Raw genomic sequence first — 15,230 nt, forward strand, 5'->3', positions numbered from 1 at the left:
GCAGGTTCTTCACCAGAAACTCCTGTTGGAAACGTTGGGGGCTGGCTGGCGAAGGGCTGGCTGGCGGGGGTGGGAAAAAGTGATCGACGGCGGTGGGGGCGACCTCACCAGACGAAAAATACGAGGCTCCAGACGCAGGCCAGAGTGGCAATGGGTGCCAGCAGGAGGGTCAGCGCGGCGTACCGGCGCGGCCAGGACACCGGGGCGGGCCACACCAGGCACCGGGCGAGCCAGGCGGCGGCCAGGCAGCCGGCCGCCAGCAGCGCGATGCGAAAGCCCGGGAGCCAACCCAGCCAGAAGTGTTCCGCCTTGAGGTGGCTGACGGTGAGCATCGACAGGCCGAGGATGACGCTGGCGGCGGCGAGGGGGGTGAGCGCCAGCGTCAGGCGCTGCCAGGAAAGACGGGGCGTGGCCAGGAGCCGCGCCGCCAGGGCCGGGCCGCAGCCCAGCAGGGCGCCCAGGAGGAAGCCGCCGCCGAGCAGGTAGGCGAGGATGAGGGCGCCGTCCAGCCAGATGAACAGGTCGCTGGCCTCCGGATAATGGGTGAGGAGCCACCAGGGGGCGTCAGTGTCGAGGAGGGCGAACTGGTCGTGGTCGACCAGCCATTCCGCCAGCCACAGCTTCATGTCCCGGAACCAGGGGCTGACCGTCCACTGGAAGGCGGCGGTGGCCACGCCGAGGACGCCGAAGAGCAGGGTGAGCGCCTCCCAGGTGTGGGCCGGGGCGGCGGTGTCCCGCACCTCGGCGAAGGGCGAGCGCAGGGCCAGGGCGACGGCTCCCCGCTGCCCGGCGCAGCGGCCGCAGGCGTGGCACTCCGAAGCGCTGGTCATGCGCCGGACATCGACCAGGGGGGCGCAATTGACCGGTTCGAAGTCAGCGTCGTGACGATCCCAGGCTGCCCGGTCCACTGTGTAGTGGAGCGGGGCGATCTTGGCCAGCACGGCGAAGACGCCGGAGGCCGGGCACAGGTAGCGGCACCAGATGCGCTTCTCGCGGCCGTAGAGGAGGCCGATGGCGACGGCGGCGACGGTGGAGCCGCCCAGGACCAGCAACGCCGCCTGGGGGTATTCGTAAACGCTCACGAGTTGGCCGTACACCGTGGTGCAGACGAAGGCCACGAAGGGCCAGCCGGACCACTTGAGCCACCGGGGCAGGGGCCTGCCGCGGCCGTACTGGCTGACCCATTCGCTAAGCGAGCCCTCGGGACAGAAGATGCCGCACCAGACGCGGCCCAGGGTGACGGTGGCGATCATCACCCCGGGCCACCAGACGCCCCAGAAGCAGAACTGGGCGAAGAGCCGCAGGTTGTCCCAGATATGGGCATCTTCCGGGGGCAGCGGCAGGAAGGCCGGGATGACCACCAGCGCGGCGTAGACCACCACCACCGCCCACTGGATGGAGAGGATCAGCCGGCGGTGCCGGCGCAGAAACAGGCCGACGGCCGCGAGACGGCCCGGGGGCAGGCCGGCGGGCCGGGTCGGATGGAAGGTCAGCGTCTGCTCAGTCACGGCCGCTCCGCCGCCAGGCGAACAGCACAACCGCCCAGTAGGTGCCGTAGATGAGGAGGGTGGACAGGGCGGGTCGCGCCCGGTAGCCGGAGAAGTCGGCGAGCAGCCGGCCACCGCCGCGGGTATCGTCGAGCAGGGTGGAACTGTCCCACACCGGATCGAGCAGGGTCGGCAGCCAGTCGGCACCGATCAGCCGATCGACGGCGGCGACCAGCAGCGATGAGGCGAGGATCAGCAGGAGGACGGAGGAAAGGCGCAGGAGCAGTCCGATATTGAGCCGGGCCAGGCTCCGGGCGGCCAGCCAGGCGGTGGCGGCGGCCCCGGCGAAGCCGGCCAGGGAGCCGATGGCGAGGGCGCGCAAGTCGCCGCCCTGGGCCAGACCGTAGAGAAAGATCACCGTTTCGGCGCCTTCGCGGGCGACGGCCAGCGCGGCGACGACAGCCACGCCGAGATATCCCGAACGCTCGGCGGCAAAGGTCAGGTCGGCGTGCAGCCGGGCCTTCATTTGCCGGCTGTGCCGCTTCATCCACAGCACCATCTGGGTGATCAGAGCGGCGGCGACGAGCAGGGTGGCGGTCTGGAAGATGTCCAGCGCCTGGCCGGTCAGTTCGTCCTGCACCGTCAACAGGGTCCAGCCGAGCAGGAAGGCGAGCAACACCCCGGCGGCAAGGCCGGCGAAGAGCGCCCGGCGCCCGCGCCCATCGTCGTCGTTGATCTTCAGCCAGGCGAACAGGATGCCGGCGATCAGGAAAGCTTCCAGACTCTCCCGCCAAACGACGAAAAAGGTGCTAGCCATGCTGCGCTCCGCGAGTGTGGATTACCTGGCGACGATCCGACCCTGAGCAGTCTCCGGGTGGAATTCGTCGAAAAACTTGTAGCTGCCGGGCTTCATGGGCGCGAAGACCAGCTTGCGGGTGACGCCGGGCGCCAGCACCGTTTCCTTCCTGAGTTCGAGGCTCTCGAATTCCGTGGCGCCCGGACCCTCGTTCCTGATTTCCAGGCGGAACTTGGTGTTGGCCGGCACTTCCAGGCTTGCCGGAAAGAGGCGGCCGTCTTTCATGACCAGCAGAAAGGTCGGCATGTCGTCGGCCAGGGCTGCGGTCGACACCACGAAGGCACCGAGCAGCACGGAAAGGAGAGCGTGTTTCACGGGATTGCCTCAATAGGCGATCGTGGCGCGCAGACCAAGCACCTTGACGCTCTTGGCGTCCGGGTTGGCGCCGGGGCGGCCGATCCACTGGAAGTCCGGGCTGATCTCGAACTGCGGCGAAATGCGGTAGCGGTAATAGACTTCCGCCACCTTTTCGGCGCCGGAGGGGGTGAAGGTGAAGTCGGCCACGCCGTCGCCATCGATATCGCCGCTGCCGCCGAGCTTCTGGTAGGCGCTGCTCGCCTTCAGCCAGCTGCCGCCGAAGCCGATGGCGTCGCCGCCGCGGCCCCAGTAGTTGCCGCTGACTTCGGCACCGAGCGCCAGGGCCTTCTTGAAGGGCAGTTCGCCATCGACCAGTTGACCGTAACGGCCGAACAGCTTGATTCCGTCACCCACCTGCTGGTCGATGGAAATTCCCACGCCGGAATGTTTGGCGGTATTGCCGTCGACATCGTCGGCCTTGCTGCGGGTCCAGGCGTAAGCGCGGTAGTTGCCGGCCAGGCCGCCGAAACTGCGCACCTTCTTTTCGGCCTGGGCGATGAGCAGTGGCCTGGCGAGGCTCTTCTGGTAACTGGCGCCTCGCTCGCCGGCGCCGAAGACGCCCAGCGACAGGCGCCAGGGCTCGGCTCCGTCGCGCACATTCACGTAGGAGGCGATGAAACCCGGCTGGAAGCCGTTGGCGTCGACGGCCACTTCGCCGCCGGCGTCGAGCAGCGGGTTATGGACGAAGGCGGAATTGAGGAACTGCACCGACTCGTCGCCGGCAGCCTCGTTCTGGTCGAAGAAGCCGAAGATGTCGATCTTGCCGAAGGTCAGCTCCAGGGTCTCCCGCGAGTAGGGGCGAAAGCCGCCGAAGGGCAGGGGAATCGCCGCCTGGTACCAGGCCTGGCCGAGGATGGCTACCGAGTCGTCGGGGTTGGCGCCGCTGGCCCGGAAAGCCACCGAGTTGGGGGCGCTGGCGAAGTGGCCGAGGTTGCCGAAGGCGACGTTCAGGCCCTGGCCCTGGCCGATGCGGACATGGGCGAAGACCTTCTGGTCGATGTCGCCGATGGGCTCCAGAGGCAACTCCACCGTCACGTCGGCCCGGTAGTTGAGCTGGCTGCCGCCGTCGGTGGTGCCTTTCGGCAGGCCGGAAGCATGCTGGGCAACGGTGGTAAGCGCGGCGCCGACCTGGATGCCGTCGAACTTCTCGGCGATTTTCGACGCCTTCTTCATGTCCAGAGCGTCCTTCTCGACGGCCTTCAGGCGGGCGGTGATCTCCGGTTCGTATTGCGAGATGCGGTCGCTGTCCAGGCCCTGGGCGACCTTCTCGTTCTCGGCCTTGAGGGACTTCACTTCCTTTTCCAGTTCCGCGTTCCTCGCTTCCAGCTTGTCCAGGCGGGCGACCAGTTTTTCCAGCAGGGCGGCGTCCGGGGCCGCCAGGGCGGGCGCGGCCAGCCCGGCCGCCACCAGGGCAGCCGTCAGGGTGACGAGACGCATGATCAATAGCCGCCTTTTTTGCCGATGCCGACGTAGGTGAATTCGTACTCGACTTCGAAGGGCTTGAACCAGGGGCGCACGCCGGTGGCGCGGTCGGTGTGGCGGCCGAAGTGGGCGTGCTTGTTCTCGGAGGGCGGCAGGATGGTGTATTTCACCTTGTACTTGCCGGGGCCGGCGAGCTTGATGTTCTCGCCGTAGTGGGGGCCGTCGTTGGCCACCATGGGCATGAAGTCGCCAGCCACCTTGTAGTCGCCGCCGATCTTGGAAACCTCGTACTTGACCAGCAGGTAAGGAATCCAGGCGCCTTCCTCGAAACCGTTGGGGTTGTTGGCCAGCGCGTGGATGTCGGCCTCGATGTGGATGTCGGATTCCGATACCTTCTTCATCATGCCCTCGGGCTCCATCTCGACGGGCTGCAGGTAGACGGCGGCGATTTCCATGCCCGCCTTTTGCTGGGGCACGCCGATGGGGTATTCGAGGGCGAGGGCCGGGGTGGCCAGGGTGGCGGAGAGCGCGAGGCCTGAGATGGTTTTCCTGAGGGACAGCATGAGATGAACTCCGGGGTTCCTCTGGCTGGCTTGCACGGCGGCTGGCTGGCTTGAGCGGGTTGATTGCGGGTCGAGTGGTGCGGGGGGCTATTTGCGGTCTTCGCCGGGCTGGGTGACGAAGCCGATCTTGCCCAGGCCGGCCCGGCGCGCGGCGCTCATGGTTTCGGCGACACGCTCGTAGCGGGTGGCCCGGTCGGCCTTGAGATGCAGTTCGGCGTTGGCGTCGCTGGCCACGGCGTCGCGGAAGCGGGCTTCCAGGTCCGCGGCATCCACGGCCTCGCTGCCTACGAAGACCCGGTTGTCGGCGTCGATGAAGACTTGCAGGGTCATCGGCTTTTCCGGCGTCGGGGTGCTGGAGGCCCGGGGCAGGTCCACCTTGACCGAATGGGTCATCAGGGGGGCGGTGATGATGAAGATGATGAGCAGCACCAGCATCACGTCTACCAGCGGCGTGGTGTTGATTTCTGTCATGGGGGCGGTGTTGGCCCCCGGGGTCAGGTGTCCCATGGCCATTTACGCGGCCTCCGCGGCGGCGCGGGCGCGCATGGGGTGGATCTGGGCGCTGTTGGCGGCGAAGGGCTTGCCGACGGTGAAGAAGGCGTGCAGGTCGTGGGCGAAGGCGTCGAGGTCGGTGAGCAGCACCCGGTTGGACCGGGTGAAGGCGTTGTAGGCGAAGACCGCAGGCAGCGCCACGCCGAGGCCGGCGGCGGTCATGATGAGGGCCTCGCCCACGGGGCCGGCCACCTTTTCCAGGGCCGCCTGGCCGGAGAGCCCGATGGCCACCAGGGCGTGGTAGATGCCCCAGACGGTGCCGAAGAGACCGACGAAGGGCGCCGTGGCCCCCGTGGTGGCCAGCAGCGTGAGGCCGTTTTCCATCTCCGCCTGGGTGCAGGAAAGCTGCTGGCGCAGCGCCCGTTCCATTTGCTCAGCGGGGTCGAAGCGGGAGGCCAGGCGGCCGACGGCGCTTTCGCAGTCGTTGTTGCAGCAATTGGCCTGCACGGCAAGCTGGGCGTAGGGACTGTCGGCGCCGCCCGCACGCAGGCGCTCGATGCCTTCGGCGACGCGGGTGGCGGACCAGAAGCCGGCCACATTGCGGGCGGACCGGCGCAGGCGCCACCAGTCCCAGGCCTTGGCCAGGATCAGATACCAGCTGGCCACCGACATCAGCACCAGAATGACGGCGACGGTGTGTGAAACGGCGTCGCCGCTGGCCCACAGGTGGGCCAGGCCGAAGGAGTTTTCCTGCATGTCAATGCTCCAGTTTGAAAAGGATGGGAACCAGAACCCAGCTCTGCACCGCGGTTTCGCCGCGGCGGGCGGGGACGAAGCGCCACTGGCGCACGGTGCCGGCCGCAGCTTCGTCGAGGCGGGGGCTGCCGGAGGAGGTCTTGATTTCGACCGTCTCGGCGGCGCCACCGGGCGATACGAGGACGCGCAGGACGACCTTGCCTTGTTCGCCCAGGCGGCGGGATAGCGGCGGGTAGGGCGGGGCCGGATTCCTCAGGTAGTCCGCGTCGAAACGGGGCTGGATGATGGCTTCCTGGAGCGGCGCCGGAGCTGGCGCGGGCAGGGCCGGCGGGGTCGGTGCCACCATCGGGGCTGTGGGGGCCGGCGCCTCGCTGGTGGTGGTTTCCAGGATCGGGGCGATCTTCTTCGGCTGGATCTTCAGGGGAACCGGCTTGGGGGCGACGACGGGTAATGGCTTGGGCTGTACCGGCTGCTCGACTGGCTGCAGGAGGTCGACCACCAGGGGCAGCTCCATGATCTGGGGGGCGATGGTGCGGGCGGCGGCGACGAGCAGCAGGAGCGCCACATGGGCGCCGACGACGGTGGCGAGCAGGCCGCTGCGGCGCAGGGGCGAGGGATGGGAGAGGGCGTAGGACATCGCGGCGGGCGGTGCGGCGGGCGTTTGGCGGGCAGGTTGGGGGGGCAGCTACTTGGTCAGAATCAGCTTGTTTTCCCGGGTGATGCGCAGCAGATAGCGCTGGCCGGCGTGCTCGATTTCGACCGCTTGATGATCGCCAAACAGGGCCCTGCTGGGGATGGGGTCCGGAGAACGGCCGCTATCGGGGACGGCTGTCGAGGCCCATGCGAGCGACGGCGGGGGGCGCTGAGAATTCATGGAATGCGAACGAAAATGAGAACGGTTCGCATTGTAATTATTATTGAGAGTGCGTGTCAATATGTCTGCGGCCCTTGCTTTGCCGTTCGGGGCAACCCCGACCTTGTTTGGCGCAGTGGCTCACCGCAGCGCTGGAGGGCAGCGCTATAATCGCCGCTTTCACAACAACCCGAAGAGATCGTCATGTCCCTCAACAACGTACCCTCCGGCAAGTCCCTCCCCAACGATTTCAACGTCGTCATCGAAATCTCCGCCCACGCTGATCCCATCAAATACGAAGTCGACAAGGAAAGCGGCGCCATCTTCGTCGATCGCTTCATGGGCACGGCCATGCACTATCCCTGCAACTACGGCTACATCCCCCATACCATTGCGGGCGACGGCGATCCGGTGGATGTGCTGGTGGTGACCCAGTTCCCGCTGCCCCCCGGTGTGGTGGTGCGTTGCCGCCCCATCGGCATGCTGGCCATGACCGACGAGGCCGGTGCCGATGCCAAGCTGCTCGCCGTGCCGGTGGACAAGCTCACCCCCATGTATCGCAGCGTGCAGACCCACGCCGACATCCCCACCATCGTCCTCGACCAGATCGCCCACTTCTTTGCCCACTACAAGGATCTGGAGCCGGGCAAGTTCGTCAAGGTCACGGGCTGGTGCGGCCCCGAGGAAGCCAAGAAGGAAATCATGGAAGGCGTCGCCCGCTACAACGACGCCAAGGAAAAGCCCGCCTATTGAGCGGTTCCTGATGTTGAAGATCGCCGTCGCCCAGTTCAATGCCGTCGTCGGCGATCTCGCGGGAAATGCAGCCCGGATTGCCGCCTGGGCGGTAGAGGCGCGGGCCGCGGGGGCTCAGGTTCTTCTGACCCCCGAACTGGCGCTCAGCGGCTATCCCCCCGAGGATTTGCTCCTGCGCCCCGATTTCTACCGGGCCGCAGCGGCGGCGCTCGAAGACCTGGCCCGGCAAGCCGTCGGAATCACCCTGGTGGTGGGCTTCCCCGAGGAGGCGGACGATGGTCGGCGCTTCAACGCCGCGGCCGTGCTGGCCGATGGCCGGCGTGTCGCCACCTACCGCAAGCAGCGCCTGCCCAATTACGAAGTCTTCGACGAGAAGCGCTATTTCGAGCCGGGGAGTGAAGCCTGCGTCGTCTCCATCGGCGGGGTCGCCTGCGGCATCAACATCTGTGCCGATATCTGGGAGCCGGGGTCGGCCGAGCTTGCCCGGCAGGCTGGGGCGGAACTGTTGCTGGTCCTCAACGCCTCGCCGCTGCACCTGGAAAAACAGGCTTTGCGGACGGAAATCCTCGCCCAGCGGGTGAGGGCGACAGGTCTCGCCGCAGTTTACGCCAATCTGGTGGGCGGCCAAGACGAACTGGTCTTCGACGGCGCTTCCTTTGCCCTGGACGCCGACGGTCGCCTGGCGATGAGCCTGCCGCAGTTCGAGGAAGTCCTGGGCCTGGTCGAATTTTCCGCCGGTCGCCTGAGCTCCGCCCAGCGGGCGTCTGCTCTTGCGGTGGAGGCGGAAGCCTACGGTGCCCTGGTTCTCGGGGTACGCGACTACATCGGCAAGAACGGCTTTCCGGGCGCGATCATCGGCCTCTCGGGGGGGATCGATTCGGCCCTGACCCTGTGCGTGGCCGTCGATGCCCTGGGGGCCGACCGGGTGCGGGCGGTGATGATGCCCTCGCCCTACACGGCGGACATGAGCCTGGACGACAGTCGGGCCATGGTGCGTACCCTGGGGGTGCGCTACGACGAGATTCCCATCGCGAGCGCCATGGCAACCTTCGACGCCCTGCTGGCGCCGGAATTTGCCGGCCTCCCCCCGGACACGACGGAGGAAAACCTCCAGGCTCGCATCCGGGGCATGATCCTCATGGCGCTTTCCAACAAGACCGGGGCGCTGGTCCTGACCACGGGCAACAAGTCGGAAATGGCCGTCGGCTACGCGACGCTGTACGGCGACATGGCCGGGGGGTTTGCGGTCATCAAGGATGTGTTCAAAACCATGGTGTATCGCATTTCCCGCTATCGCAACGGGATTTCGCCGGTGATCCCGGACAACATTCTGGTGCGTCCGCCCTCCGCCGAATTGCGGCCGAACCAGACCGACCAGGATTCCCTGCCTCCCTACGAAATCCTCGACGCCATCGTCGCCGCCTACATGGAAGAAGACCGTTCGCCGCGGGAGATCGTGGCGGCAGGCCTACCTAAAGAAGCCGTGCACCGCGTGGTGCGACTGCTGCGCATTGCCGAGTACAAGCGCCGACAGGCGCCGGTGGGAATTCGCATCACGCCCCGTGGCTTCGGCAAGGATTGGCGTTATCCTATTACCAATCGCTATCGCGATGAATTGTGAACCCTGTGAGACGAGACATCCATGAAGAAGATCGAAGCCATCATCAAACCGTTCAAGCTGGATGAGGTCCGCGAGGCCCTGTCCGAAGTCGGCGTCACCGGCCTGACCGTGACCGAGGTCAAGGGTTTCGGGCGCCAGAAGGGGCATACCGAACTCTATCGCGGTGCTGAATACGTCGTCGATTTCCTGCCCAAGATCAAGATCGAGATCGTGGTTGCAGGGGACCGTGCCGAGCAGGCCATCGAAGCGATCATCAAGGCCGCCCGCACCGGAAAGATCGGCGACGGGAAAATTTTCGTCATGCCGGTCGAACAAGTCGTGCGCATCCGTACCGGCGAGACTGACGAAGCGGCCATCTGACCTCAGGGAGGTGAATCATGGGTGGTATTGCTGATCCCGCCTTGCGGGCCAGACTCCTGGAATTCCTCGATGGCGACGAAGCCGCCTACCCCAGGCTTCTGGAACAACAGTTTCCACGCATCGCCGCCAAGGTGGTCGAGTTGTGGGGTACGGCCGAGCTCGATCATTACCTTGAGGGTCTGATGGTTTCCGATCGGCCTGACCGCCAGGGCTTTCCACCCGATGTGGCGATGGAAATCTTCCGCCTGTCCATGGTGCACGGCGCCCTGGGGCTGAGTTCAAAAATCAGCGGTACGGGCTGGGCCGGTATCGACGATGGCGAGCTCTACCGCAAGAGCATGAACCGCGGTTAGTCCGAGATTTGCGGCGCCCGCGGGGGCGGACGGCGAACTGGCGCTCAGCGCCGCGAATGCAACAGCACCAGCAAAGCGCCTTCACCCCCGTCCCGGGGTGCCGCCTGGCAGTAGGCGAGGACTTCAACCTTCTGCATCAGCCAGCCCCGGGTCAGGCGGCGCAGGATGGACTGCCGCCCCGGCGATCCGAACCCCTTGCCGTGAATGACCCGCAGGCAGCGCAGCCCCCTGCGACTTGCGTCGGCGATGGCGCTGGACAGAAAATGCCGCGCCTCGTCCCGGTTGAGGCCATGCAGGTCGATCTCGGCCTGAACGACCCAGCGCCCCCGGCGCAAATCACGCAGCGTCGAGGTCGCGATTCCCGGCCGCAGGTAGTGGGGTTCGTCGCCGCCTTCCAGCCTGTCCTGGAGGCCGATAGGGCCATGCAGTGTCTCGCACAGCGCAGCCCGCTCGTCGGCTTGCGATTGAACGGGGCGGGGCGGCGGCGGATTCAGGGTGCCCAGGCACACCCGGTTCGCTGGGGGAAGAGGGGTGGCGTCGGCCACGGCGGCGTGGAAGGCCGCGAGGTCGTCCGCGTCGGGCGGCGGCGAGACATAGGGCTTTCTCCCCATGGTCCTGGGACGATCGGAGCCGCGTCGCCCGTGGGATTTCCGTACGTCGCCGCTTCAGGCCAGGCCGAGCTGGTCCAGATAGCGCTCGGCGTCCAGGGCGGCCATGCACCCGGTTCCCGCCGAGGTGCAAGCCTGACGGTAAATGTGGTCTTGCACATCGCCGGCGGCAAACACGCCGCTTATGCTGGTCAGGGTGGCATTGCCCTCGCGGCCGCCGCGAGTGACGATGTAGCCGCCCTCCATTTCCAGCTGGCCTGTGAAGAGGTCGGTGTTGGGTTTGTGGCCGATGGCGATGAAGACACCATCCACCTTGATTTCCCTGGTGCTTGCGTCGGCGGTGGCCTTGACCCGCAGACCGGTGACGCCGGAGGCATCGCCCAGGACCTCGTCCAGGGTGCTGTTCCACAGGATGGTGACCTTGCCGGCCTTTTCCTTTTCGAACAGCTTGTCCTGGAGGATTTTCTCGGAGCGGAATTTGTCGCGGCGGTGGATGACCGTGACGTGGCTGGCGATATTGGCCAGATAGAGCGCTTCCTCGACTGCGGTGTTGCCACCCCCAACCACGGCGACGGGCTTGTTGCGGTAGAAGAAGCCATCGCAGGTGGCGCAGGCGGAGACCCCGCGCCCGGCGAACTTCTCCTCCGAAGGCAGGCCGAGGTACTGGGCTGAAGCGCCGGTGGCGATGATGAGGGCGTCGCAGGTATAGGTGCCGGAGTCCCCGACGAGCGTGAAGGGTTTTTCGCCGAGGCGGGCGGTGTGGATGTGGTCGAAGATGATTTCGGTGTCGAAGCGCCGCGCATGCTTTTCGAAGCGCGCCATGAGATCCGGGCCCATGACTCCGTCGGCGTCGGCGGGCCAATTATCGACCTCGGTGGTGGTCATCAGCTGACCGCCCTGGGCCAGGCCGGTGACCAGGACGGGTTTGAGGTTGGCGCGGGCGGCGTAGACTGCAGCGGTGTAGCCGGCGGGGCCGGAACCCAGGATCAGGAGCCGGCAGTGGCGGGGGGCATTGGACATGACAGGCCTTCGTGGTGTTGGATGGCCGGATTATAAGCGGGGGGGCCGGCAAAGTTTTTTCGCCTTACCCTAGTCCTTTTGGGAAAGAAGATTATAATTGCCCGATAACTCCATGACACAAAAGTGAAACTATGGTACAGGCCGCTCACGCCCTCAGCTTGGTTGTCCTTCGTAACGTGCCGCTCTTTGCGGGTCTGGACGAAAGCGAACTTGAACGTCTTTCCCGGGTCTGCGGACGCAAGCGGGCCGAGCGCGGCGAATTCGTCGTCCGCTCGGGGGACACCACCGATTGCCTATACATCATGCTTACCGGCCGGGCCAAGGTGACCAACAGTGACGAAGAGGGCCGGGAAATCATTCTCGCCATGCTGGGGCACGGGGAGTCCTTCGGAGAAATGGGTCTGATCGACGGCAGTCCCCGGTCGGCGGATGTGGTGGCCCTGGAGGCCAGCGAACTCCTGGTGCTGGGCAAGGAGGAGTTCCAGCGCTGCATGCGCGACAATTTCCAGGTGGCCCTGAAACTCATGCAGATCCTGGTCCGCCGCCTGCGGGAGGCCGACCGCAAGATCGAGAGTCTCGCCCTGCTCGATGTCTATGGCCGGGTGGCGCGCCTGCTGCTCGAAATGTCGGAACTCGACGAAGGCAAGCGGGTGGTGAAGCGCAAGATTTCCAAGCAGGACATGGCTCGCATGATCGGGGCCTCCCGGGAAATGGTCAGCAAGGTGGTCCGGGATCTCGAATTGAGCGGCTATATCACCTACGAGAGTGACCGTATCGTCATCACCGGAGAGTAGGGTGGCCGCCGGACGTCTGGCGGAGCGGGCGCCCAGTCCCCTGCCCGAAAAGATCGGCGGGCTGCTTCAGGAAACCCGCTGGCTGGCCCTGGGTGCCGTGGCCCTGTTTCTTTCGCTCGCCCTGTGGGGATTTGCCAAGGACGATCCGGGCTGGTCCCACGCCGTCGTTTCCGCTTCCCTGCACAATCCCACGGGTCGCTTCGGCGCTTGGGTGGCCGATCTCCTCCTCTACGTCTTCGGGCTTTCCGCGTGGTGGTGGGTGGCGCTGATGCTGATGTGCGTGCGCTGGGGGGTGCAGCGCCTGAGCGCCTCGGCCGGGGAGCCGGACCGCCGTCCGCTCTACCTCGCCCTGGCGGGTTTCCTCGCTCTGCTTGTCTCCAGTTCCAGCCTGGAAGCGATTCGCTTCCACTCCTTGCGGGCGGAACTTCCCCTTGCTCCCGGCGGGCTGCTGGGGCTGGAATTCGGCCAGTGGCTTGCAGCGGCTTTCGGCTACACGGGGGCGACCCTGCTCCTCCTGGTGGCTGCTGCCGCAGGGTGGGCCCTGTTTTCTGGCATGTCCTGGCTCGCGGCCTGCGAGGGTCTCGGTTTGGCCTTGGAGAAGATCACAGGGGGCGTCTATGGCTTGTTCGACCGCTGGCGTGATCGCCGTATTGGCCGCGAGACCGCCCAGCAGCGCGAGGAAAGTGTCGAGGTGGAGAAGCGACGGGTCGAACTGCACGAGCCCATCATCATTGAACCGTCGCCCCCCGAGGTGCCGATTTCCAGGAAGGCCGAGAAGCGTATCGAGCGGGAAAAGCAGGTCTCTCTCTTCCCCGAGGCGATGATTGGTGGCCGCCTGCCTCCTCTGCATCTCCTCGATCCGGCGCCGCCGGCCACCGAGACGGTCAGTGCCGAAACCCTGGAATTCACCTCCCGCCTGATCGAGCGCAAGCTGGCCGATTTCGGGGTACAGGTCAAGGTTTTGGCCGCCCTGCCGGGGCCGGTCATCACGCGCTACGAAATCGAGCCTGCCGTGGGCGTCAAGGGGGCCCAGATCGTCAATCTGGGCCGGGATCTGGCGCGGGCCCTGGCCCTGGTGTCGGTCCGGGTGGTCGAGACGGTGCCCGGCAAGTCCTGCATGGCACTGGAACTGCCCAATCCCCGGCGTCAGACGGTGCGCTTGTCGGAGATCATCGCCAGCCGACCCTACAACGACATGGTCAGCCCGCTTACGGTGAGCCTGGGCAAGGATATCGGCGGATTGCCCGTGGTGGCCGATCTGGCCAAGACCCCCCACCTGCTGGTCGCCGGCACCACGGGTTCCGGCAAGTCGGTGGGCATCAACGCCATGATTCTTTCCCTGGTTTACAAGGCCGAGCCGGAAAACGTCCGCCTGATTCTGGTGGATCCGAAGATGCTCGAGCTCTCGGTCTACGAGGGGATTCCTCACCTGCTCGCTCCGGTGGTCACCGACATGAAGCAGGCCGCCAACGCGCTGAACTGGTGCGTGGGGGAAATGGAACGCCGCTACAAGCTGATGTCCGCCCTGGGGGTGCGGAATCTTTCCGGTTACAACGCCAAGGTGCGCGACGCCGAGAAGCGTGGCGAACACCTGCCCAATCCCCTGACGCTCACTCCGGAAACGCCCGAACCCCTGACCCACATGCCGTATCTGGTGGTGGTGATCGACGAACTCGCCGATTTGATGATGGTGGTCGGAAAAAAGGTCGAGGAACTGATTGCGCGTCTGGCGCAGAAAGCCCGCGCTGCGGGGATTCATCTTGTCCTCGCAACCCAGCGCCCGAGCGTTGATGTCATCACCGGCCTCATCAAGGCTAATATTCCGACGCGTATGTCCTTCCAGGTTTCCAGCAAGATCGATTCCCGCACCATCCTCGACCAGATGGGCGCCGAATCCCTTCTCGGCCAGGGCGACATGCTCTACCTGGCGCCGGGGACAGGCTACCCGACCCGGGTCCACGGGGCGTTCGTTTCCGACGACGAAGTGCATCGGGTGGTCGAGCATCTCAAGTCCCTCGGTGCGCCGGAGTACGTGGCGGAGGTTCTTGTCGGCAGCGGCGAGGATGACGAAGCTGCGGGCGAGGGCGGTGACGGCACTGGGGACGCGGAGAACGACCCGCTCTACGATCAGGCCGTGGAGGTGGTGCTCAAGAACCGCCGCGCGTCGATTTCCCTGGTGCAGCGCCACTTGCGCATCGGCTACAACCGGTCGGCCAGGCTCATCGAGGCCATGGAGCGATCCGGCCTCGTGTCGGCCATGGACGGACGGGGCGGCCGCGAGGTTCTGGCACGGAAAGAATCCGAGTGAAGCGGGGTCTCGCGGCGCTGGCCCTCCTGCTGGCTTCCGCCGCCGCGGGTGCTGCGGCCCTGGATCAACTGGACCGCTTTCTTGAGACGACGCGCAGCTACCGGGCAGAGTTTTCGCAACGGGTGGTCGCCAAAGGGGGGCGCAAGCCCCAGATTTCGGCCGGTACCCTGGCCATTCTTCGGCCGGGAAAGTTGCGCTGGGAGGTTCTGCGGCCCTATCCGCAATTGGTGGTCGGCGACGGCGAGCGGTTCTGGATTTACGATCCCGAGTTGAGGCAAGTCACGGTGCGAAAGGCAGGTGAAGCCATCGGCAGTTCGCCTGCGGCCCTGCTCTCGGGCAGCGAGGACTTGCGCAAGAATTTTGCGCTTGCGGAAGCCGGAGAGGCCGACGGGTTGGAGTGGGCAGAAGCGCGGCCCCGGGCTGCCGATAGCGGCTTCGAGCGCCTGCGCCTAGGGTTTTCCGGCGGAGAATTGAAGGCCATGGAGTTGCACGACCAGTTTGGCCAGGTCACCACCGTCGAATTCACCCGTGTCGAGCGCAACCCCAAGCTTGCTCCTTCGCTTTTCCGCTTCGTTCCGCCTTCCGGGGCCGACGTGGTCGGCGAGTGAGGCGTTGCCCGAATGTACT

At 66.0% G+C, this 15,230-nt stretch carries 18 protein-coding genes; 7 read left to right on the top strand and 11 right to left on the bottom strand.

Translation table 11 applies throughout. From position 1 onward, the window contains the following. Positions 1 to 104: 104 nt before the first annotated feature. The 9 genes from IPM73_05500 to hemP all read right to left on the bottom strand — a co-directional run bounded on the left by IPM73_05500 (position 105) and on the right by hemP (position 6,807). Positions 105 to 1,493 (bottom strand): 4Fe-4S binding protein, encoded by a 1,389-nt coding sequence (locus IPM73_05500; protein ID MBK8917517.1) that lies wholly within the window; start codon positions 1,491 to 1,493, stop codon positions 105 to 107. Positions 1,494 to 1,500: 7 nt separating this feature from the next. Then, positions 1,501 to 2,304, bottom strand: a complete 804-nt coding sequence (locus IPM73_05505; protein ID MBK8917518.1) for an FTR1 family protein — start codon at positions 2,302 to 2,304, stop codon at positions 1,501 to 1,503. Between the two features lie 21 nt (positions 2,305 to 2,325). After that, positions 2,326 to 2,658 carry a cupredoxin domain-containing protein gene (locus IPM73_05510; GenBank protein ID MBK8917519.1) on the bottom strand — a complete coding sequence of 111 codons (333 nt, stop codon included), beginning with the start codon at positions 2,656 to 2,658 and terminating at the stop codon, positions 2,326 to 2,328. Between the two features lie 9 nt (positions 2,659 to 2,667). Continuing rightward, complete coding sequence (locus IPM73_05515) at positions 2,668 to 4,137, bottom strand: carbohydrate porin (protein ID MBK8917520.1); 1,470 nt, start codon at positions 4,135 to 4,137, stop codon at positions 2,668 to 2,670. Positions 4,138 to 4,139: 2 nt separating this feature from the next. Further along, entirely contained in the window at positions 4,140 to 4,685 is a 546-nt protein-coding gene (locus IPM73_05520; protein MBK8917521.1) for an iron transporter, read from the bottom strand. Positions 4,686 to 4,772: 87 nt separating this feature from the next. After that, positions 4,773 to 5,198 (bottom strand): biopolymer transporter ExbD, encoded by a 426-nt coding sequence (locus tag IPM73_05525; protein MBK8917522.1) that lies wholly within the window; start codon positions 5,196 to 5,198, stop codon positions 4,773 to 4,775. Beyond that, a complete protein-coding gene (locus tag IPM73_05530) occupies positions 5,199 to 5,933 on the bottom strand; it encodes a MotA/TolQ/ExbB proton channel family protein (protein MBK8917523.1) in 735 nt (244 codons plus the stop codon). 1 nt (position 5,934) lies between these two features. Beyond that, positions 5,935 to 6,570: a TonB family protein gene (locus IPM73_05535; GenBank protein ID MBK8917524.1), complete on the bottom strand. Its 636-nt coding sequence runs from the start codon at positions 6,568 to 6,570 to the stop codon at positions 5,935 to 5,937. A gap of 48 nt (positions 6,571 to 6,618) precedes the next feature. Next, complete coding sequence (hemP, locus tag IPM73_05540) at positions 6,619 to 6,807, bottom strand: hemin uptake protein HemP (GenBank protein ID MBK8917525.1); 189 nt, start codon at positions 6,805 to 6,807, stop codon at positions 6,619 to 6,621. A 183-nt stretch (positions 6,808 to 6,990) separates the two neighbouring features. On the opposite strand from hemP, the gene ppa reads away from it, so the two are divergent. Genes ppa through IPM73_05560 form a run of 4 tightly spaced genes read left to right on the top strand, consistent with a single transcriptional unit; the run spans position 6,991 to position 9,873 of the window. Further along, positions 6,991 to 7,539: an inorganic diphosphatase gene (gene ppa, locus IPM73_05545; GenBank protein MBK8917526.1), complete on the top strand. Its 549-nt coding sequence runs from the start codon at positions 6,991 to 6,993 to the stop codon at positions 7,537 to 7,539. Between the two features lie 10 nt (positions 7,540 to 7,549). Continuing rightward, positions 7,550 to 9,160 carry an NAD+ synthase gene (locus IPM73_05550; protein MBK8917527.1) on the top strand — a complete coding sequence of 537 codons (1,611 nt, stop codon included), beginning with the start codon at positions 7,550 to 7,552 and terminating at the stop codon, positions 9,158 to 9,160. Positions 9,161 to 9,181: 21 nt separating this feature from the next. Continuing rightward, positions 9,182 to 9,520, top strand: coding sequence for a P-II family nitrogen regulator (locus IPM73_05555; GenBank protein MBK8917528.1), 339 nt, complete (start codon positions 9,182 to 9,184; stop codon positions 9,518 to 9,520). Between the two features lie 17 nt (positions 9,521 to 9,537). Beyond that, positions 9,538 to 9,873 (top strand): hypothetical protein, encoded by a 336-nt coding sequence (locus IPM73_05560; protein ID MBK8917529.1) that lies wholly within the window; start codon positions 9,538 to 9,540, stop codon positions 9,871 to 9,873. Between the two features lie 44 nt (positions 9,874 to 9,917). Here the strand turns inward: IPM73_05560 and IPM73_05565 are convergent, their stop codons facing one another. Together IPM73_05565 and trxB are read right to left on the bottom strand one after the other, a co-directional pair. Then, positions 9,918 to 10,484 carry a Smr/MutS family protein gene (locus IPM73_05565; protein MBK8917530.1) on the bottom strand — a complete coding sequence of 189 codons (567 nt, stop codon included), beginning with the start codon at positions 10,482 to 10,484 and terminating at the stop codon, positions 9,918 to 9,920. A 54-nt stretch (positions 10,485 to 10,538) separates the two neighbouring features. Then, positions 10,539 to 11,501 (bottom strand): thioredoxin-disulfide reductase, encoded by a 963-nt coding sequence (trxB, locus tag IPM73_05570; protein MBK8917531.1) that lies wholly within the window; start codon positions 11,499 to 11,501, stop codon positions 10,539 to 10,541. Between the two features lie 131 nt (positions 11,502 to 11,632). Between trxB and IPM73_05575 the strand changes: the two genes are divergently transcribed. From IPM73_05575 to lolA, 3 genes are all read left to right on the top strand, one after another. Then, complete coding sequence (locus tag IPM73_05575) at positions 11,633 to 12,295, top strand: Crp/Fnr family transcriptional regulator (protein MBK8917532.1); 663 nt, start codon at positions 11,633 to 11,635, stop codon at positions 12,293 to 12,295. Positions 12,296 to 12,356: 61 nt separating this feature from the next. Beyond that, on the top strand, positions 12,357 to 14,603 hold the full coding sequence (locus tag IPM73_05580; GenBank protein ID MBK8917533.1) for a DNA translocase FtsK 4TM domain-containing protein: 2,247 nt from the start codon (positions 12,357 to 12,359) through the stop codon (positions 14,601 to 14,603). Next, a complete protein-coding gene (gene lolA / locus IPM73_05585) occupies positions 14,594 to 15,211 on the top strand; it encodes an outer membrane lipoprotein chaperone LolA (GenBank protein MBK8917534.1) in 618 nt (205 codons plus the stop codon). Before IPM73_05580 ends, lolA begins: the two co-directional genes overlap by 10 nt. Positions 15,212 to 15,230 lie beyond the last annotated feature (19 nt).

It is taken from the genome of Betaproteobacteria bacterium (assembly GCA_016720065.1).
Taxonomy (GTDB): Bacteria; Pseudomonadota; Gammaproteobacteria; order Burkholderiales; family Rhodocyclaceae; genus SSSZ01.